At 74.9% G+C, this 18,430-nt stretch carries 14 protein-coding genes; 4 read left to right on the top strand and 10 right to left on the bottom strand.

What is annotated here, in order from left to right:
- Positions 1–27 precede the first annotated feature (27 nt).
- The 8 genes from ACFU74_RS13985 to ACFU74_RS13950 form a co-directional block, all read right to left on the bottom strand.
- Positions 28–1,083, bottom strand: coding sequence for a ketoacyl-ACP synthase III family protein (locus tag ACFU74_RS13985; RefSeq protein WP_380756081.1), 1,056 nt, complete (start codon positions 1,081–1,083; stop codon positions 28–30).
- The gene (locus ACFU74_RS13980) at positions 1,080–2,042 is read right to left on the bottom strand and encodes a hypothetical protein (protein ID WP_380756078.1); all 963 of its coding nucleotides are present in this window, start codon (positions 2,040–2,042) and stop codon (positions 1,080–1,082) included. The genes ACFU74_RS13985 and ACFU74_RS13980 overlap by 4 nt, the downstream gene beginning before the upstream one ends.
- The gene (locus ACFU74_RS13975) at positions 2,039–3,277 is read right to left on the bottom strand and encodes a cytochrome P450 (protein WP_380756076.1); all 1,239 of its coding nucleotides are present in this window, start codon (positions 3,275–3,277) and stop codon (positions 2,039–2,041) included. Before ACFU74_RS13975 ends, ACFU74_RS13980 begins: the two co-directional genes overlap by 4 nt.
- Positions 3,274–6,048, bottom strand: a complete 2,775-nt coding sequence (locus tag ACFU74_RS13970) for a PEP/pyruvate-binding domain-containing protein (protein WP_380756074.1) — start codon at positions 6,046–6,048, stop codon at positions 3,274–3,276. Before ACFU74_RS13970 ends, ACFU74_RS13975 begins: the two co-directional genes overlap by 4 nt.
- Entirely contained in the window at positions 6,045–6,740 is a 696-nt protein-coding gene (locus ACFU74_RS13965; RefSeq protein WP_380756072.1) for a nitroreductase family protein, read from the bottom strand. Before ACFU74_RS13965 ends, ACFU74_RS13970 begins: the two co-directional genes overlap by 4 nt.
- Positions 6,737–7,408, bottom strand: coding sequence for a methyltransferase family protein (locus ACFU74_RS13960; protein ID WP_380756070.1), 672 nt, complete (start codon positions 7,406–7,408; stop codon positions 6,737–6,739). The genes ACFU74_RS13965 and ACFU74_RS13960 overlap by 4 nt, the downstream gene beginning before the upstream one ends.
- Positions 7,405–8,247, bottom strand: coding sequence for an AfsA-related hotdog domain-containing protein (locus tag ACFU74_RS13955; protein ID WP_380756068.1), 843 nt, complete (start codon positions 8,245–8,247; stop codon positions 7,405–7,407). The genes ACFU74_RS13960 and ACFU74_RS13955 overlap by 4 nt, the downstream gene beginning before the upstream one ends.
- A 248-nt stretch (positions 8,248–8,495) precedes the next feature.
- A complete protein-coding gene (locus tag ACFU74_RS13950) occupies positions 8,496–10,169 on the bottom strand; it encodes an FAD-binding dehydrogenase (RefSeq protein ID WP_380756066.1) in 1,674 nt (557 codons plus the stop codon).
- A gap of 204 nt (positions 10,170–10,373) precedes the next feature.
- Here ACFU74_RS13950 and ACFU74_RS13945 point away from each other — a divergent pair, with 204 nt between their 5' ends.
- Positions 10,374–10,964: a TetR/AcrR family transcriptional regulator gene (locus tag ACFU74_RS13945; protein ID WP_380756064.1), complete on the top strand. Its 591-nt coding sequence runs from the start codon at positions 10,374–10,376 to the stop codon at positions 10,962–10,964.
- Here the strand turns inward: ACFU74_RS13945 and ACFU74_RS13940 are convergent.
- Complete coding sequence (locus ACFU74_RS13940) at positions 10,957–11,574, bottom strand: TetR/AcrR family transcriptional regulator (protein WP_380756062.1); 618 nt, start codon at positions 11,572–11,574, stop codon at positions 10,957–10,959. The genes ACFU74_RS13945 and ACFU74_RS13940 overlap by 8 nt on opposite strands.
- Before the next feature lie 196 nt (positions 11,575–11,770).
- Here ACFU74_RS13940 and ACFU74_RS13935 point away from each other — a divergent pair, with 196 nt between their 5' ends.
- Positions 11,771–14,011, top strand: coding sequence for a glycoside hydrolase family 3 C-terminal domain-containing protein (locus ACFU74_RS13935; RefSeq protein WP_380756060.1), 2,241 nt, complete (start codon positions 11,771–11,773; stop codon positions 14,009–14,011).
- Positions 14,012–14,494: 483 nt separating this feature from the next.
- Positions 14,495–15,295: an MHYT domain-containing protein gene (locus ACFU74_RS13930; protein WP_380756058.1), complete on the top strand. Its 801-nt coding sequence runs from the start codon at positions 14,495–14,497 to the stop codon at positions 15,293–15,295.
- Positions 15,296–15,389: 94 nt separating this feature from the next.
- On the opposite strand, the gene ACFU74_RS13925 is transcribed toward ACFU74_RS13930, so the two are convergent.
- Positions 15,390–16,919, bottom strand: coding sequence for an alpha/beta hydrolase (locus ACFU74_RS13925; protein ID WP_380756056.1), 1,530 nt, complete (start codon positions 16,917–16,919; stop codon positions 15,390–15,392).
- Between the two features lie 285 nt (positions 16,920–17,204).
- On the opposite strand from ACFU74_RS13925, the gene ACFU74_RS13920 reads away from it, so the two are divergent.
- Positions 17,205–18,410 carry a phosphatidylserine decarboxylase gene (locus tag ACFU74_RS13920; protein WP_380756054.1) on the top strand — a complete coding sequence of 402 codons (1,206 nt, stop codon included), beginning with the start codon at positions 17,205–17,207 and terminating at the stop codon, positions 18,408–18,410.
- Positions 18,411–18,430: the final 20 nt, after the last annotated feature.

Genomic DNA, 18,430 nt, shown 5'->3' with positions numbered 1-18,430 from the left:
CAGCCTGCTCCTGGGGCCGCCGGCGGATCACCGGGCGGGGTGCTCCAGGACCTCGACGACGGCGGCGGCGAGGGAGATGCCGGCCCCGTTGCCGATGAGCAGGACGTGGTCGCCCGGGCCGACGGCGCCGGTCTCCAGGAGGTGGGCCAGCGCGAGGAACTGGTCGCAGGCGCCCAGGTGGCCGAGGGTGCGGCCGAGGTCGAGCACGCCGCGCCCGGGGTCGATGCCCAGCGGGCGCAGCAGGCCCTCCAGGTACCGGGGGTGGCCGCTGAAGACGTGGGTGACCCGGGTGATGCCGGCCGCGGTGACGCCTGCCTCGTCGATCGCCCGGCGGGCGACGGCGGTGCGGGCCGCCATGAGTTCGCGGGCCATGCTCCGGCGCAGGTCCCGGTCGGTCACCCGGTCCGCGTAGGCGCCCATCCGCCGGCCGAGCGGGACGGGGGCGCCGCCCGCCGGGCCGGGCGGGAACAGTTCCTCGGTGCCCCGGTAGAGCCGTTCCCAGGCGGAGAGCGAGGACTGGACGAGGGAGCGGATCCGCAGTGGTCCGGCGGTGGCGGACAGCAGCACGGCGCAGCCGGCGTCGCCGAGGATCGAGCCGCGCCCGGTGCCCCAGCCGTGGGCGTAGGTGAACCGGTCGAGGGTCGTGGTGCCGAAGTTGTCGGCCGCCGAGACCAGGACGGCGGAGCGGGCCGGGGCGTGGGCGAGTTGGCCGTGCGCCAGGCGGGCGCCGTCCAGCATCGCGGTGCAGCCCTGGTCCAGGCCGATCGCCGGGGCCGCGGTGCCGAGGACGTGGTGCTGGACGTAGTTCGCGGCGTACCAGCCGTCCGGGCCCTGGTGGTAGGTGCCGGCGTGCAGGACGAGGGCGACGTCCTCGGTGTGCAGGCCGGAGCGCTTGAGCGCGAGCCGGGCAGCCTCGGCCGCGAGTTCCGGCGCCGGGGTGTCGTCGGCGACGGACACGCTGGTCCAGCCGTCGGCCAGGGCCTGCTCCGCGCCGGGCCGGCCGGCGGCGGCCGCGTCGGCGACCGGCCAGAGCCTGGGCACGTGGGCGGCCAGGCCGGCGATGTACAGGTGGTCCGTCCTCACGAGGTGCTCCCCAGACCGATCAGCAGATGGCAGGCGAAGACGGCCGGCAGGTAGCCGATCACCGCCGGTACGGGCCAGCGCGCCGCCCCGGTGCGGGTGAAGTTCCGGGCGGCGAGGGCCGCGAGGACGGGCGGCAGCAGCACGAGCCAGCCCCACCAGGCCGGGCCGCCCGTCCAGGGGCGCAGCACCGCGAGGGAGGCGGCGGCGGACGCGGCGGCGCAGCCGAGCGCCAGGGCGACGGTGGTGCGCAGGCCGAGGACGCGGACGTAGCTGCGCTCGTGCGGGCCGGGTGCGCGCACGGTCTTGCGGGCGAGCTCGTGGTGGGTGGCGGCGAGCATGATCACCGCGAGCAGCGGCAGCGCGTGCCGGGCCTCGCGCCAGGGCGGGCCGGCCTCGGTGCCGGTGTCGTGCAGGAACACGGCGTAGAGGTAGAGGTTGAGCAGGATCTGCACCGGGGAGCTGAGCAGGACCGCGGTGACCACGGCGTCGCCGCGCGGCCACCCGAGGCGCAGTTCGGCGCCCACCAGCAGGGTGGTGTAGGCGAACTGGGCGGCGAGCAGGAGCAGGGCGGGCCGGTTGCCGGCGTTGAGCAGGAGCAGCAGGGCGGCGCCGGCGGCGGTGAGGGCGTGGAGGTCGCGGGGCAGTACGGCGCCGCGGGCCAGCGGGCGGGAGGGGTTGTGGCGCCGGTCGTAGGGCAGGTCGCGCAGGTCGTCGGCGGCGCGCAGCAGGAGCAGGTCGACCAGGACGGTCAGCGCGGCCGTGGCCGTGCCCCACCCGGGCCGCCAGTGGGCGGGGCGGCCGTCGGCGGCGGCGAACAGGCCGGTTGCGCCCAGCGCCCAGAGCGCGGCGAACAGCAGGGACAGCGGCAGCGGGAAGCTGCCGCGGACGAACGCGGCGAGGCGGGCGGCGGGCGGGCCCGGTTCGGCGGGGGCGGCGGGGAGCGCGCGCTGGTCGGTCATGCGGGCCGCCCGGCGGCGGTCCAGCGCACCGGCAGTCGCCGGACGCCGTTGATGAACATCGTCCGGCGCCACTCCAACGCCTCCTCGGGTACGGCGAGTTCCAGCGTGCCGAAGCGGCGAAGCAGCGCGCCGAGGCCGGTCCGCAGTTCGGCGCGGGCGAGTTCGGCACCCAGGCAGAGGTGGCGGCCGTGGCCGAAGGCGAGGTGGGCGGCGACGTCCGGGCGGTCGGGGTCGAGGACGTCCGGGTCGGTGAAGACCGCCGGGTCGCGGTTGGCGGTGTCGGTGAGCGGGACGACGATCCGCCCGGCGGCCACCGGGCAGCCGCCCAGCTCGGTGTCCTCGGTCACCAGGTGGGGGGCGCCGCCGGTGTTGTTGAGGGAGGTGAAGCGGAGCATCTCCTCGACGGCCGCCGGGATCCGTTCGGGGTGCTCACGCAGGGTCCTGGCGAGGGCGGGGTGGCGCAGCAGCAGCAGGACGCACATGCCGAGGGAGTTGCCGGTGGTCTCGTAGCCGGCCATCAGCATCCCGGAGCCGAGGGCGACCACCTCCCGGTCGGAGAGGCGCAGGGCGGGGTCGTCGTCGGGGCGCAGCGCGAGGCGGGTGAGCAGGTCGTCGGCGGGGTGCCCGGCCTCGGCGGCGCGGCGTTTGCCGGCGACCAGGGCGGCGAAGTACGCGTCCGTCCGGGCCTGGGCGGCGGCGACCTCCTCGCGGGTGTGGCCGGAGGTGGACATCAGGATGTCGACCTCCGCACGCAGCATCGTGCCGTCCTCGACCGGGACGCCGAGCACCTCGCTGACGACCTGCATCGGGAAGGGCACGGTGAAGCCGCCGACCAGGTCGGCCTCGCCGGTCGCGGCGCCGCCGGTCAGGTCGTCGAGCAGCCGCTCGGCGAGGGCCTCCAGGCGGGGGCGCAGCAGGCGGACCCGGCGCGCGGTGAAGGCGGGCAGGATCGCGCGGCGGCGGCGGGTGTGGTCGGGCGCGTCGGCGGTGGCCAGCAGGACGGACTCGGTCCTGCGGGCGAACAGCGGGCGGGCGAGTTCGGTGTAGCCGGCGCGGCTGAAGCGGTCGTCGCCGAGGACGGCGGTGACGTCCTCGTGGCGGGTGACCAGCAGGGCGGGCTGTCCGCTGGACAGGTGGACCGGGTGCGGGGCGCCGGTGCGCAGCACCTCGCGGTAGGCGTCGGGCGGGCGGACGTCGTCGGCGGGCGGGAAGGGGAAGCGGGCCGGGTCGGTCATGCGGTCCCGCCCTTCTCGGTGGTGGCGGCGGGGTCGGCGTCGGCGGGCTGCCAGGCGGCCTGCTCGGCGGGCTGTTCGGCGGGCGGGAGCAGGCGGACGGTGCCGGCGGTGCCGTCGATCTCGATCCAGGCGCCGTCCGGGATCTCGGTGGTGGCCCGCGGCACGGCGACCACGGTGGGCACGCCCAGCAGCCGGCCGGTGATCGCGGTGTGGGACAGCAGCGTGCCGCGCTCCACGACCATGCCCGCGGCGGACATCATCAGGAACAGCCAGCCGGGGTCGGTCTCCCGGGCGACGAGGATGTGCCCGGCGGCGAGGTCGGGACCGGCGGACGGGTCGAGCACCACCTTCGCCCGGCCGCGGACCACGCCGCCGCTGGAACCGATCCCGTGCAGCACGTCGTCGCTCGCGGCGCCGGCCGCGCCGACCGCCGTGGCGTGCGGCAGGGCCCGGGCGAGCGGCAGCCCGGCGGGGGTGCCCAGCAGGGCGGGCCGTTGCGGGTTCCGGGCCCACTGCTCGCGCCGGGCGCGGCGCAGCGCGGCCAGGGCGCGCAGGTCGCCGTCGGCGCCGGTGCCGTCGAAGGCGCCGATGACCTCCTCGACGGTGAGGTCGGCGATGTCGAGCCGGTCGTCCAGGACGCCGGTGCGGGCGAGTTCGGCGCCGAGCCGCCACATCACGTCGCGGGAGAGGCCGAACAGCTGGGTGCGGCAGAACCGGGTGTCCTCGCGGATCCGGGCGAGGTCGCGGGCCAGCGTGGCGAGACCGAGCAGGACGGCGCGCCGCGCCGGATCGGGGCACACCTCGCGCAGCCGCTCGCGGGCGCGCCGGGCGGCGGCCTGCTCGTCGGCACGGCCGGCGGCGACGGTCACCCCCTGTCGGACCAGCGGGCGGATCAGGGCGAGCACGGTCCACGGGCGCTGGCGGGGGGTGGGCTCCTCCAGCTTGAGGTCGTGCAGCGCGCGGTCGCCGTAGCGGGCGAGGTAGCCGCGGGCGGCGTCGGCGACCGGCTCGCCGTGGCGGCCGGTGACGATCTCCTGCCACAGCTCCTCGGGGTCGCCCCCGTCGTCGAGCACGGCGGCGCGCAACCCGGGCACCCCGCCGATGAGTTCGGCCAGGCCCATGGCCGCGCGCACCGCCTCCAGGGAGCGGTTCTCGCGCCCGCCGCCCATCAGCCCGACCAGCACCTGCGGGCCCTCGCCGGTCCAGCGGCGCAGCAGGGCGCTTCCGGCGCCGAGCACCACCAGGGCGAGGAAGGCGTTGACCAGGGTCACGCCCCAGCGTTCGCCGGCGCGTTCCCACAGCCGGCGGTAGAAGGCGATCAGCTCCTCGGGCGAGTCGCCGACGGTCTCCGCCTCGGCCATCTGCCGGTCCCACCAGCGCAGGAAGCCCTTGACCTGCCAGGGGTGCAGGGCGCTGCGCCAGGCGAGGCGCGGCAGCGCGCGGGCGACCGCCGGGGCGGACCAGCGGCGCGCGCCGCGGGCCGGGCCGGTGATGCCCATCGCCTGTTCCCAGCCCCGGCGGACCAGTTCGAACATCGGCATCCGGCCGTGCAGGGCGTGCCAGTCGTCCAGCCGGTAGTAGACCTGGCCCTCCAGGTAGCCGACCATCCGGGCGAGGCGGTGCGCGTTGTCCCGCACCCAGGAGTCGGGCACGCCCATCCGCCGGTAGAGGTCGGCGAAGGAGCGGCGGTAGAACTCGCGGGACTGCGAGTAGGTGAGGGCGCCCGAGATGCCGGGGAAGCTCTCGGTGATGTTGTGGTTGCCCCAGTAGACGCGGTCGGGGCCCTCGGCCACGGGCGGGGGAGCCATCGGGCGGGCCTGGACCAGGTGGACGGTGCCGTCCTCGGTGAGGACGCCCTCGATGTCCTGCGGGACGCCGAACAGCTCCTCCACCCGCGCGGCCAACTCCCCCACCGCGCGCACCTGGTCGTCGTCGAGGACCGGTACGTCCGCCAGCTCCCCGGGGACCGGCAGCAGCTCCGGCGCGCCGGAGGCGGCGCCCTCGGGCAGGCCCATCGCCCACCGCTTGCGCACGGTCCGGGCGCTCACCGCTCCGGTGGCCGGGTCGTGGAAGAAGTGGTCGACGTCGGCCTTCTCCTGGACGACGCCCTCGCCGATGCCGTACGCGGCCGCGACCACGCGGCGCGCCGAGCCGTCCCTCGGGTCGCGGGTGAACGCCACGAACGAGCGGGTGCCCGGCACCATCCGCTGCACGCCGACCGCGACCCGGGCGCGGCGCGGGTCGAGGCCGCGCAGGATGCGGTAGCGGACGGCCTGGGGGTTGAAGGCGGAGGCCCAGCAGCGCACCACCGCGTCGGCCAGGCCGTCCTCGTCGACGTAGAGGAAGCTGTCGCTCATGCCCGCGAAGGGGTCGACGGCGCTGTCCTCCCCCACCGCCCCGTCCGCACCGGTGACCGGCACCACACAGGCCCGGACCGCGACCAGGCCGTCCGGCCCGGTGAGCGCGGCGAACTCCTCGCGGACCCGCTCGGCCAGCACCGGGGGCGGGGCCGAGGCGACCAGCGCCGCGCGGGCGGCCGCGCACCAGGCCTCGACGGCGTCCTGCCCGGCGCCGTCGGCCGGCAGCGGCGGCAGCGCGGGGCGCAGCGCGTCCAGGGCCTCGTCGAAGGCCGCGGCCGTCAGGCAGAAGAACTCCGGTACCCGGAACCCGGCCCGCCGCAGCACCTCCTGACGGGCGAACTTGTTCCCCACCCGCGCGGCGTCCGCCGGCGCACCGCCGCCCCCCGCCGCGGTCACCACGAACTCGGTCATCCGCCCCACCCTTCGCCGCCCCTGCCCGCCCCGCCGCCCCAGCCGTCCAGGTGCAGCACGCTGTCCACGGACCGGCGCGGTGCCGGTCCGAATCCGTCGCCCACCACGTGCGCGGTGGGGATCAGTGCCCCCTGGCGGACGCCGTCCGGCAGGCCGAGGAGGTCGGCGACCTCCTTCTCCGCGTCCAGGTGCACCGTGGTCCAGGCCGTTCCGAGGCCGCGGGCGCGCGCGGCGAGCATGTAGCTCCAGGCGGCCGGCAGCAGCGAGCCCCACAGCCCCGCCTGGTTGCCCGCGGGCAGGGGCCGGCCGCCGAGGTCCAGGCAGGGGACGACCAGGACCGGCACCTCGTGCAGGTGCCGCGCCAGGTGCCGGCCGCCCTCCAGCATCCGGTCGGTCAGCCCGGCGCCGAAGCCTCCCGCGCGGGCCGAGGGCGGATAGCGGACCTCGAAGGCCCTCCGGTAGACCGCGCCGATCCGCTCGCGCAGGCCGACGTCGGTCACCACCAGCCAGTGCCAGCGCTGGGTGTTTCCGCCGTTGGGCGCCTGGAGCGCGGTCTCCACGCAGGCGCGCACCTCGCCGAGGTCCACCGGACGCGTCAGGTCCAGCCGCAGGCGCACCGAGCGGGTGGTCGTCAGCAGTTCGTCCGGGGTGGCCGGAACCCGGACCCGCGCCGGGCGGACGGGCGCGCTCACCACAGGCCCGGCAGGAGGCGGGCGTGGCCGTCCGCGTAGGCGCGGTAGCCCGGGATGTCGATCAGCATCCGCTCCTCGGTGCGGATCCGGAAGGTGATCGCGGCGGCGAGCGCGACCAGCAGGACGGCGCTCAGCGGGTTCAGGAAGAAGGCGACGAAACCGAGGTGCGCCGACAGCATCCCCGCGTAGGCGGGGTGCCGGATGACGCGGTAGACGCCCCAGGTGACGACCTGGTGGTCGCTCTGGCGGGTGACGTGGTGGGAGTAGAAGCGGCCCAGCGTGCGGATCGCCGCCTGGCGCAGCACGACCCCGCCGGTGAACACCGCCGCCGGGATCAGCAGCAGCGGCGACCAGGTGTCCCAGGGCAGCGGGCCGAGCACGGCCGCGGCCGCCGTCGCGATCCGGGCCGCCGCGTAGAGCAGCAGCGTCGCCGACTCGCTGGGCGCGGCGCCGGAGGTGCGGAAGGTCACCGGGATCTCCACCGCCAGCCACCCCAGGTAGCAGGCGGCCAGGACCGCGGCGACCAGGTCCACCGGGTCGCCGGCGTGCCGCAGGTGGACCACGAGCCCGGTGCCGACCGCGAGGACCGCGACGACGAACAACAGCCGCGGCGCCCGCGCCGCCCAGGACGGGCGGCCCGTGCCCGCCGCCGGTTCCACCGCACTCATCCGGCCGCCCTCCGCTTCAGGTATCCGGCGCGGCTGAGGGTGTGGACGCCGATCTCGACCCGTCCGAACCGCTCGCCGCTCTCCGCCTGCACCACGGCGAACCGGTACACCGCGCGTGCGCCGCGCGGCGGTGCGAACTCCCACCACAGCTCCAGCGGCACCGCCGCCGGCAGGCCGGTCGGCAGGTCCGCCTCCAGCGACAGCCAGAGCATCTGCGCGTCCGCGGCGCGGCCGTGGGCCGTGTGGCCGAGCATCGTCGCCAACTGCCGGGCCGACTCGATCAGCGCGGCCGGGGTGTGCGTCCCTGCGCCCGCCAGCCGGTGCCCCGGCGGCGGCACCAGTACGGCCGCCCGTTCCGTCCGCACCGCTCCGCCGACCATGACGTTCTCCGGCAGGTGACGGTGGACCAGGGCCGGGTCGGCGGGTGCCGCGTGCCGCTCCCGGGCGCCGCCGGACACCACGGCCCGGGCGGTGGCGGGCGGCACGGCCGGGCCGGCGGCGCCGCCGAGGCCGGCCGAGGCCCGGCAGACGGTCACGCCGTCCTGCACGGCCAGCAGCCGCCACGCCGGGCCGTCGTCGGCCGCGGCGGGTTCGCTGTGCAACCACACCGGCGGGCCCAGCTCGCACATCCGGTCGAAGGTCAGCGACAGCCGCAGCCGGCCGTCGGCCGCCTGTCGCGGTGCCCGCGCCCGGAGCAGGTCGAGGACCGCCGCCACCAGCACCATCCCCGGCACGTGGTCGAGCGGGTGGTCGAAGAAGCACCGGTCCCGCTCGTCCACCACCACCGGGACGCCCGCCGCCCGGACGCCCGCCGCCGGACCGTCGGCCGGGTCGGTCAACAGTCCTGACGGATCGTCATCGATCCATTCAAGTCCCGCTTGGGACAGGTCTTCTGACGTAGCGCCATGAACTGATGTAGCATCAGTTTCGTATGCGACACGTGGTCCCGGAGAGGTCACGAGGACCGAGGAAACCATCGATCACCAGTCCGGGCAACCCGCTCCCGGGAACACCTGCGCGACCCGTCGCGGCAGTCCAAAAACACACCCCTCGGTGACCGGAACCCCGTCCTCCCTCGGCCTGCCGGTCAGGCGGTGGCCTCCGCCGCCGCGCGACCGGCCGCGCGGCCGGAGAACAGGCAGCCGCCGAGGAACGTCCCCTCCAGCGCGTTGTAGCCGTGCACTCCGCCGCCGCCGAACCCGGCGGCCTCGCCCGCCGCGTAGAGTCCCGGCACCGGCGTGCCGTCGGCGCCGAGCGCGCGGGAGGAGAGGTCGGTCTGGATGCCGCCGAGCGTCTTGCGGGTGAGCACGTGCAGCTTGACGCCGATCAGCGGGCCGGCCGCCGGGTCGAGCAGCCGGTGCGGGGCGGCGGTGCGCCCGAGGCGGTCGCCCAGGTAGCGGCGGGAGTTGCGCAGGCCCTGCACCTGGGCGTCCTTGCTGTAGGGGTTGGACAGCTGGCGGTCCCGGGACTCGACCTGCTCCCGCATCCGGGCCGCGTCCAGCAGCGGGGTGTCGGTCAGCGCGTTCATCCCGGCGACCAGTTCCTCCAGCGTCGCGGCGACCACGAAGTCCTCGCCGTGCCGCTTGAACGCCTCGACCGGCGCGGGCGCGCCCCTGCCGAGCAGCCGCTCGCGCACGAAGGCCTTGCGGTCGCCGGCGGTGATGTCGGGGTTCTGCTCGGAGCCGGAGAGGGCGAACTCCTTCTCGATGATCTTCTGGGTGAGCACGAACCAGGAGTGGTCGTGCCCGGCCAGCTCCGGGTCGGTGCGCAGGTGGCGCAGGGTGCCCAGGGTGTCGTAGCCGGGCAGGCAGGGCTCGGGAAGGCGGCGGCCGAGGGCGTCGAACCACATCGAGGAGGGGCCGGGCAGGATCCGGATGCCGTGGCCGGGCCAGATCGGGTCCCAGTTGTGCAGGCCCTCGGTGTAGTGCCACATCCGGTCGCTGTTGACCAGCCGCGCCCCGGCGTCGGCGGTGATGCCGAGCATCCGCCCGTCGACGTGGGCGGGGACGCCGGTGACCATGTGCGCGGGCGGGGTGCCCAGCCGGGCCGGCCAGTGGGCGCGGACCAGGTCGTGGTCGGCGCCGATACCGCCGGCGGCCACCACCACGGCCTGGGCGGAGAGTTCGAAGTCGCCGGCCTCCTCGCGGCTGGAGGCCGCGCCGCGCACCGAGTCGTCCGGGGCCAGGACCCGGCCGCGCACGCCGGTCACCACGCCGTCGGTGACCACGATCTCGTCGACGCGGTGACGGTGGCGGAAGGTCAGCAGGCCTTCGGCGGCGGCCTGCCGGGCGGAGCGGGCGAACGGCGCGACCACGCCGGTGCCGGTGCCCCAGGCGACGTGGAAGCGCGGGACCGAGTTGCCGTGCCCGTCGGCGCGCAGGTCGCCGCGCTCGGCCCAGCCGACCGTGGGCAGGAAGCGCAGCCCGTGGCCGGCCAGCCAGGAGCGCTTCTCCCCCGCGGCGAACTCGACGTACGCCCGGGCCCAGCGCACCGCCCAGCGGTCCTCGTCGTCCTGGCGGTCGAATCCCGCGCTGCCCTGCCAGTCGCTCCAGGCGAGGTCGAAGGAGTCCTTGACGCGCATCCGGCGCTGTTCGGGCGAGCCGACCAGGAACAGGCCGCCGAAGGACCACCAGGCCTGGCCGCCGAGGTTGGCGGCGTTCTCCTGGTCGACGAGGATCACCTTGCGTCCCCGGGAGGTGAGTTCGTGGGCGGCGGTGAGTCCGGCCAGGCCGGCTCCGACGATGATGACGTCAGTGTCCATTGGGTGTCCTCGGGGAAGTGCCGTCACGGGCCCGCGCGGAGGGCGGGGCGGTGGGCGCGCGGTCCGCGGAGTCGGCGGCCGGCCGGGCGCGCGTCGGCGCCGTGGTCCGGCTTCGGTCGGGAGGTGACCGGAACAGTACAGTGTTCGGTTTTTCGCGACAAGACCTCGCCGGGACGACCTGCGGCGGTCGCATAAAATCCCCCCGTGGCCAACCGCAGCTCCACGCCCAAGGGACGGGCGCAGCGTGAACGCGCCCTGGCGGCGGCCTTCGAGGTGTTCGCCCGCGAGGGCGAGCGGGGCACGTCGCTGCGCGCCATCGCCAAGGAGAGCGGGATCAGCCTGACCGGGCTGATGCACCACTTCGCGTCCAAGGACGAACTGCTCACCGAGGTCCTGCGCGACACCGACGAACTGGCGGCGCTGCGCTGGGACGCGCTGGCCGGGGCCGGCGATCCCGGCGAGTTCATGGCGCGGGTCATGGAGGCCAACGCGGCGAACCCGGCGCGGGTGCGGCTGTACGTCCACCTCGCGGCGGCCTCGCTGGACCCGGGGCACCCCGCGCACCCGTACTTCCGGGAGCGGTTCGAGCGCTTCCGCTCGGCGGTGCGCGGCCACCTGGAGGCACGGCGGACGGACGGCTCGGTGGATCCGGGGCCGGACCCCGACTTCACGGCCGCCGCCTTCCTGGCACTCGTCGAGGGGGCGCAGTTGCAGGGGCTGAACGACCCGTCGGTCGACGTGCCCGGGCTGGTCCGGCGGGGGTGGCGGACACTGCTGGCCGTCCCGGTCAGCTGACCGGGCGCTCCCGTTCCACCCGGGCGTCCAGCAGCACGCCGGCGAGGCGGCCGATGTCGTCGGCCATGTCGATGCGGGGGTCGAGCAGCCACTGGAGCTGCAGTCCGTCGGTCGCGGCGATCAGGATCCGGGCCGCCCAGGCGGCCTCGGCCGCGCGGTCCTCGTCCACGGTGTCCGGCCGGACGGCGTCCTGCGTGAGGACCTTGTCGGCGAGGCGCCGGCGGAGGCCGTCGTAGCGCTCGCCGAAGTAGCCGTGGGCCGGGTGGGCCGGCTCGGCGGCGGCCGCGGCGAGGTCCACGAAGAGCTTGACCAGGCCGGGCGTGGACGCGTTGTCGGCGAGGATGCGCAGGAAGTCGTCCACGCCGCGGTCCTCGAACGCCCCGAACCGCTCCTCGGAGGCGGCGTCACGGGCGGCGAGGACGGCGGTGAACAGGGCCTCCCGGCCGCCGAAGTGGTGCAGCACCCCGGCGTCGGTCATCCCGACCCGCTGGGCGATGTCGCGCACCGACACCTTGCGGCTGCCCGCCTCGGCGTAGGCGGCGAGCGCGGCCTCGATGATCTGCCGTCGCTTCGAGGACGTCTTGGCGTAGGGGCCCCGGGGCTTGGTCATGAGCGGATTCTACGAGTCCGGGGCGGAGCGGGAGCACGAAAACCTTGAGCTCCTAAGTTTTCACGGTTAGGGTGACGCCACCCCCCACCTGTACGGCGAAGGAGCCGTCCTTGAGCACCACCCCCACCCACCTCCCGGCGGCGGCCCCGCCGACCGGCCCCCCGGGCCCGCACCAGCGCAGAGAGAGCAGGACCGCATGACCTCCGACCGGGCTTCCGAACTGAGCCTCGCCGAGCAGGCGTCGCTCACCTCCGGCGCGACCTCGTGGACCACCACGGCGGTGCGCGACACGGTCCGCGCACTCACCGTCTCCGACGGCCCGCACGGCATCCGCCGCCCCGCCGGGGACGGCCCCGGCGTCTCCTTCCTCGGCACCGGCCTGCCCGCCACCTGCTACCCGCCCGCCGTCACCCTCGGCTCCAGCTGGGACACCGGTCTCGCGCACCGGGTCGGCGCCGCCCTCGCCCGGGAGGCGTCCGTCTTCGGCGTCGACGTCGTCCTCGGCCCCGGCGTCAACATCAAGCGCAGCCCGCTGTGCGGCCGCAACTTCGAGTACTTCTCCGAGGACCCGCACCTCAGCGGACGGATGGGGGCCGCCGTCGTCACCGGCATCCAGTCCCTGGGGATCGGCGCCTGCGTCAAGCACTTCGCCGTCAACAACCAGGAGACCGAGCGGATGCGGGTCAGCGCGGACGTCGACGAGCGGACGCTGCGCGAGCTGTACCTGCCCGCCTTCGAGCACATCGTGCGCGAGGCCGCGCCGTACACCGTGATGTGCTCCTACAACCGGATCAACGGCGTGCACGCCAGTCAGGACCGCGGGCTGCTCACCCGGATCCTGCGCGAGGAGTGGGGCTTCGACGGCCTGGTGATGTCCGACTGGGGCGCCGTCAACGACCGGGTCGCCGCCCTGGCCGCCGGGCTCGACCTGGAGATGCCGCCGACCGGCACCGACGAGGAGATCGTCACCGCCGTCGAGGAGGGCCGACTGGAGGCGTCCGCCGTCGCCACCGCCGCCGAGCGCGTGCTGCGGCTGCGCGACCGGGTGGACCGGGCCGGACAGTCGGCCGCCTGGGACGCCGACGCCCACCACGAACTGGCCCGCGAGGCCGCCCGCGACGGCGCCGTGCTGCTCAAGAACGACGGCGGCCTGCTGCCCCTCGACCCGCAGGCCCGTCGGCGGGTCGCGGTCATCGGCGAGTTCGCCCGCACCCCCCGCTACCAGGGCCACGGCAGCTCCCGGGTCACCCCGACCCGGCTCGACACCGCCTGGGACGCGCTCCGGGCCCAGGCCGGCCCCGGCCTCGCACTCGCCTTCGCCCCCGGCTTCACCCTGGACGGCGCCCCCGACGCCGTCCTCGCCACGGAGGCGGTCGCCCTCGCCGCCGGGTCCGACACCGCGCTGCTCTTCCTCGGCCTGCCCGACACCGCCGAGACCGAGGGTCTCGACCGCTCCCACATCCGGCTGCCCGCCGAGCAGTTGGAGCTGCTGCGGCACGTGGCCGCGGTCTGCCCGCAGGTCGCGGTCGTGCTGGCCAACGGGTCGGTGGTCTCCGTCGCCGAGTGGCAGGACGACGCGACCGCCGTCCTGGAGGCCTGGCTCGGCGGCCAGGCCGGCGGCAGCGCCCTCGCCGACCTGCTGTTCGGCGCACACAGCCCGTCCGGCAAGCTCACCGAGTCCATCCCGCTCCGGATCCAGGACACCCCCTGCTACCCGCACTTCCCCGGCCAGGACGGGCACAGCGTGTACGGCGAGGGCCGCTACGTCGGCTACCGCCACTACGACACCGTGGACGTCCCGGTCGCCTACCCCTTCGGCCACGGGCTGAGCTACACCACCTTCGACCACGACGACCTGGAGGTGGAGCGGATCGGCGAGAACGCCTGGACGGCCCGCGTCACCGTCACCAACACCGGCTCCCGCGCCGGCGCCGAGATCGTCCAGCTCTACCTCGCCGTCGACGAGCCGCAGCCCACCCGGCCCCGCCACGAACTGCGCGGATTCGCCAAGCTCCGCCTGGAGCCCGGCGCTTCGGGCCGCGCCGAGTTCCGGATCACCGCCCGCGACCTCGCCCGCTGGTCGACGACCCGCGGCACCTGGCGGCTGGACCCCGGCACCTTCACCGTCGAGGTCGGCGCCTCCTCCCGCGACATCCGCCTGCGCACCTGGCTGCGGACGCCCGGCGACGGCGTCCTCGACCCGCTGACCCCGCACTCCAGCCTGGGCGAGTGGCTCGCGCACCCGATCGGCTCCGCCGTCCTCGCCGAGCACCTGGCCGACCTCCCGTTCGCCGCCACCCTGGCCGAGAGCGACGCCCGGCTCCTGGCCGCCGCCCACCAGGTGCCGCTGCTGAAGTTCACCGGCTTCGGCCTCGGCGTCACCCGTGCCCACATCACCGCCCTGGTCGCGGAGGTCACGCGGCGGCAGGAGCGGTAGCGGCGGGCCCCCTCCCCGATCGGTCCGGCCGGGGGGCCCTGCTCCCCTTCAGCGCACCCGGCGTCAGTTCCGCGCGGTCCACCCGCCACGGGACCGTCGACCCGCAACCTTCACGAAAAATCCCCCGGAGAACCCCCGCCCGGTCCTTGACCTGCGGGGGTCGTTAGTATGGAGCCGCACGTGAGGCCGGTGGGGCTCTGCCGACACCTCCGCGGCACCGTCCGTGACCTTCGAGACCGGGCGGGCAGCGGGGGTCGCCGAAACCGGGCCTTCAAGGAGCGATGTGACGGTACACCGACCGGGGGCGGGTGCGGCCCGACACCTGGGCGCCGCCGACCGGTGGACCACTACCCTTCAGCCGGCCTTCCCCGGACGTTCCGGTCCTCCGTGTACCCCTGGAGCCGGGAGGACCGCGCCGCCCTCGTCACGGCGCGGGCCGCTCCCGAACCCGTCCATCAACCACAGGTCAGCTCAGGTACCTCCATGCACACCCATACCGCCCCCATCGACGGCTTCCACTACGGATGGATCAATCCCGTCCTCTCCTACGCGGTCGCCTGCCTCGGAGCCGCACTCGGCCTCCGCTGCACCGTCCGCGCCCTCGACCTGCCGCCGCGCCGGCGGCTCGGCTGGCTGCTGCTCGGCGCCGCCGAGATCGGCTGCGGCATCTGGACGATGCACTTCATCGCGATGCTCGGCTTCAACGTCACCGGCTCGACCATCCTCTACAACGTGCCGCTGACGCTGTGCAGCCTGCTGCTCGCGATCACGGTCTGCGGCCTCGGCATCCTCTACGTCGGCTACCGGCCGCGCGGCCTGTCCACCCTGCTGATCGGCGGCACGGTGATGGGACTGGGCGTCGCCGCGATGCACTACCTCGGCATGGCGGCGATGCACGTCCAGGGACAGGTCTCCTACGACACGCCCATCGTCGCCGCCTCGGTCGCGATCGCCGTGGCCGCGTCCACCGTCGCGCTGTGGATGACGCTGAACATCACCGGTCTGCTCGCCTCGCTGGCGTCGGCGCTGATCGCCGGGGTCGCCGTGGTCGCCATGCACTACACCGGCATGGCCGCGGTCTCGGTCGTGCTCGACGGCCGCGCCCCGGCCGACGGCCTCCCCGCCTCGCAGTTCATCACCCCGCTCGCGGTGGCGATCCTCGTCCTGCTCGCGCTCGGAGGAATCGCCCTGATGCTGTCGCCGCAGGACTCCTCACTGTCGGGCCGGGCCGCCGCGCCCCGGCCGGAGCCGGTACGGGTGCCGCTGTTCGAACGGCGGGGGTGATCCGGCACCGGATGAACGACGGCCCGGCGCAGGGGATTCCCGCGCCGGGCCGTCCCGTCCTCCGGGGAGTGCCGAACCCCGGTGCGGTCCGGGGCTACGGGCGGGGTGACGGGCAGTCGTAGTCGTGGGTCGGGAGGACGCCGTCGACGAGGTAGTGGTCGACGGCCGCGTCCACGCAACTGTCGCGGGGGGCGAACAGGCCCGCGTAGACGGTGTGGCGGAAGGCGCCGCGCAAGGTCACCAGGCGGGAGGCGGTCAGGGCGCGGTGGGCGGAGAGCTGGCCGGGGTAGGTGGCGGCCGGGTCGCCGTCGGCGCCGACGAGCAGCACCGGGACGGCGTTGCGGACCCGGGTGGGCGGTTCGGCGGGCTCGGCGGGCCAGAAGGTGCACGGGGTGAGGTTGCGGGTGAGCGGGCCGAACAGCGGTTCGTCGGCGCGGTGGGCCTGGATGTCGCGGTAGTAGCCGAGCGGGTCGCGCGAGGCGGCCCGGTCCGCGCACATGATCGCCGTCTGCACCGCGGCGTAGCCACCGGTGTCCGGCGCCGCCAGGCCGGTCAGCACCGCCTCCAGCAGCGCGGTCGGCTGGGCCGGCCGGCCCTCCGCCGCGTCGGCCAGGACCCGTACCAGGGCGGAGAACTCCCCGTAGGCGTCGGCGTCGTCGCCGGCCGACACCGTCCACAGCACCTGCGGCAGCGCCCGGCCGTCGACCCGGTGCGAACCGACCGTCAGCGGTCCGCGCCCGGCGGCCAGCCGCACCCGTTCGACGGAGGCCAGCACCCCGGCGGTCGTCGCGCCCAGGTGGTGGCGGTCGTCGTGGCGAGCCGCCCAGGCGGCCCAGGCGGTGAGCGCCGCGTCCATCGCGGGGCCCTGGGTGGCGGTCAGGTCGGGGCCGAAGCGGTCCGGGTCCATGGCGGCGTCGAACACCGCCCGGCCGACCCGCCCGGGGAACAGCTGGAGGTAGACCTCGCCGAGGTAACTCCCGTAGGACGAGCCGAGGTAGGAGATCCTCGGCTCGCCGAGGACGGAGCGCACCAGGTCCATGTCCCGGGCGGTGTTGCGGGTGGAGGCGTGCGGCAGCAGGTCGCGGTACGGGGCGCAGCGGCCCGCGAGGTCCTTGGCGACCTCGGCGGCCCGGTCGAAGGCCAGCCGGTCGGGTCCGGCCGAGCCGGGTCCGGCCGTGGGCCAGCCGCAGTCGAACGGAGTGCTTGCGCCGACGAAGCGCGGGTCCATGCCGACGATGTCGTAGCGGGCGCCCAGCGCGGGGGCGGCCTGCCGCAGGGCGAGGGCGAGGTGGCGGGCGGGGACGCCGGGGCCGCCCGGGTTGTAGAACAGCGTGCCGAGGCGGTGTGCGGGGTCGGTGGCGGGCAGCCGGGAGAGGGCCACGCCGATCGTCCGCCCGCCGGGATCGCGGTAGTCCAGCGGGACGGTGACCTCGGTGCAGCGGGCGCCGGCGGCGTCGAGGTCGGCGCCCGCGGCGTCGTCGGGGCCGGTTGCGCAGGAGGCCCAGTGCGGCTGCTGCCCGCGCAGCGCGGCGAGCGGGTCGGCGGCGGCCTCGGCGGCCGGTGCGGTGAGGACGGTCAGGGCCAGCGCCGCCAGTGCGGCGGCCGACTTGGCGGCGCGGATCACGGTGTTCCCCTCGGGTGCTTCGGCGGGCCGTCGGGGCGACCGTAGAGGCCCGCGACGGCCTGGCGCGTCCACCGCCGGTAGCGGACTCCCCCGCCGAAGTGCCCCTCCCCCGCTACGACTTCAGGACCACCCGCGGCCGGGATCGACACGCGGCGTACCGCCAGGCGGAGGTGGTTTCTAGACGAACGGCCTAGCTGCTGGCGCGGCGCCCCGCGGATCGGGCCGTACTTGGTGAGGGTGTACCAGCACCCGGAGAGGGTCCCACCGAACGGAAGGAAGCAGGACGTGGCCTCGCAGAACATCAAGGAATTCAAGGAAAAGGTCGAGAAACTCTACAATGACGAGGAAAGTGACTTCCGGCAGAAGTTCGACGCGGCGATCAGGAGTTTGACGCCGCCCACGGTGTACCCGGACTCGGACGTCTACAAGGACTGGCGGGGAGCGGACGGGAAGACCCTGGCGGACTTCTTCGTCGAGTGGTACGACTGGGGCTGGAAGCAGCCCATCTCCGACGGACTCCAGTACATCCGCAGATTCAGCTGGATCAGCTACGAGAACGCCGCCGGCCTCGCTTTCGTGACCAGCGAATCAGGGCGTGACATGCTGGCCGACTTCACACAGCTGCAGGGCCGGCAGATGGACTCCAAGGATTCCGAGAAACTGGTCCAGCAGTGGATCGACGAACTCGGCCCGAAGCGGATGGCCGATTTCAAGGAGGGTGACTGGTCGACCCTCAACAAGTTCTTCATCAGGGAACTGAAGCCCAACGCGCGGAAGATCGACTACCCCGAGGACCCCAGCGTCGTGACCGCCCCCACCGACTGCATCATCAATATGATCGTCGACAATCTGGCACCCGACACACCGCTCCCCATCAAGGCCGCCGTCACCATGAGCGTCGGCAGGCTGCTCGACGGCTCCGAGTACGCCGAGAGGTTCATCGGCGGCACGGCCGTGTCCTGCATCCTCATGCCCGACACCTACCACCGCTACCACGCCCCGGTCGGCGGCGAGGTGGTCGAGTCCCGCGACGACATCGGCGGCGTCTACTACGGGATCCGGGACTTCCCCGACCTGCTCAACAAGGGGAACGTCGGCTACGGGTACGACTACAGCCTGTTCGAGGACTTCCGCCGCGGCTACGTCATCATCAAGACGCCGTACCTGGACCACAACGGGGACCCGGACGGCGAGGGCTACGTCGGCCTGGTGCCCGTCGGCCTCAACTCGATCGGCTCCGTGCGGTTCCTCGACCCGTTCCGGAGGATCACGGCGGGGTCGGCGCCGGTCCCGGTGACGAAGGGCGACGAGATCGGCTACTTCCAGTACGGCGGCTCGCTGAACATCCTGCTGTTCGAGGAGAAGCGGTTCCCCGCGCTCCAACTCCTCCTGGGCCAGCGCATCGGGGTCCTCCAGGAGGTCGCGCACACCGAGCGCCACATCGACCGCTACGTCCGCCCGCTGCCCGGTCGCATCACGCTGACGGCCTGACCCCCAGCCCGCCAAGGAAG

The organism is Kitasatospora sp. NPDC057500 (assembly GCF_042802195.1).
In the GTDB taxonomy this organism is placed as follows: Bacteria; Actinomycetota; Actinomycetes; order Streptomycetales; family Streptomycetaceae; genus Kitasatospora.
This window is presented reverse-complemented; position numbering and strand designations above follow the sequence as displayed.

Excerpts from the sequence above, each read along its gene's own strand:
- ACFU74_RS13980 (WP_380756078.1), bottom strand. The coding sequence starts at position 2,042 with ATGACCGACCAGCGCGCGCTCCCCGCCGCCCCCGCCGAACCGGGCCCG.
- ACFU74_RS13970 (WP_380756074.1), bottom strand. The coding sequence starts at position 6,048 with ATGACCGAGTTCGTGGTGACCGCGGCGGGGGGCGGCGGTGCGCCGGCG.
- ACFU74_RS13975 (WP_380756076.1), bottom strand. The coding sequence starts at position 3,277 with ATGACCGACCCGGCCCGCTTCCCCTTCCCGCCCGCCGACGACGTCCGC.
- ACFU74_RS13960 (WP_380756070.1), bottom strand. The coding sequence starts at position 7,408 with ATGAGTGCGGTGGAACCGGCGGCGGGCACGGGCCGCCCGTCCTGGGCG.
- ACFU74_RS13950 (WP_380756066.1), bottom strand. The coding sequence starts at position 10,169 with ATGGACACTGACGTCATCATCGTCGGAGCCGGCCTGGCCGGACTCACC.
- ACFU74_RS13940 (WP_380756062.1), bottom strand. The coding sequence starts at position 11,574 with ATGACCAAGCCCCGGGGCCCCTACGCCAAGACGTCCTCGAAGCGACGG.
- ACFU74_RS13935 (WP_380756060.1), top strand. The coding sequence starts at position 11,771 with ATGACCTCCGACCGGGCTTCCGAACTGAGCCTCGCCGAGCAGGCGTCG.
- ACFU74_RS13930 (WP_380756058.1), top strand. The coding sequence starts at position 14,495 with ATGCACACCCATACCGCCCCCATCGACGGCTTCCACTACGGATGGATC.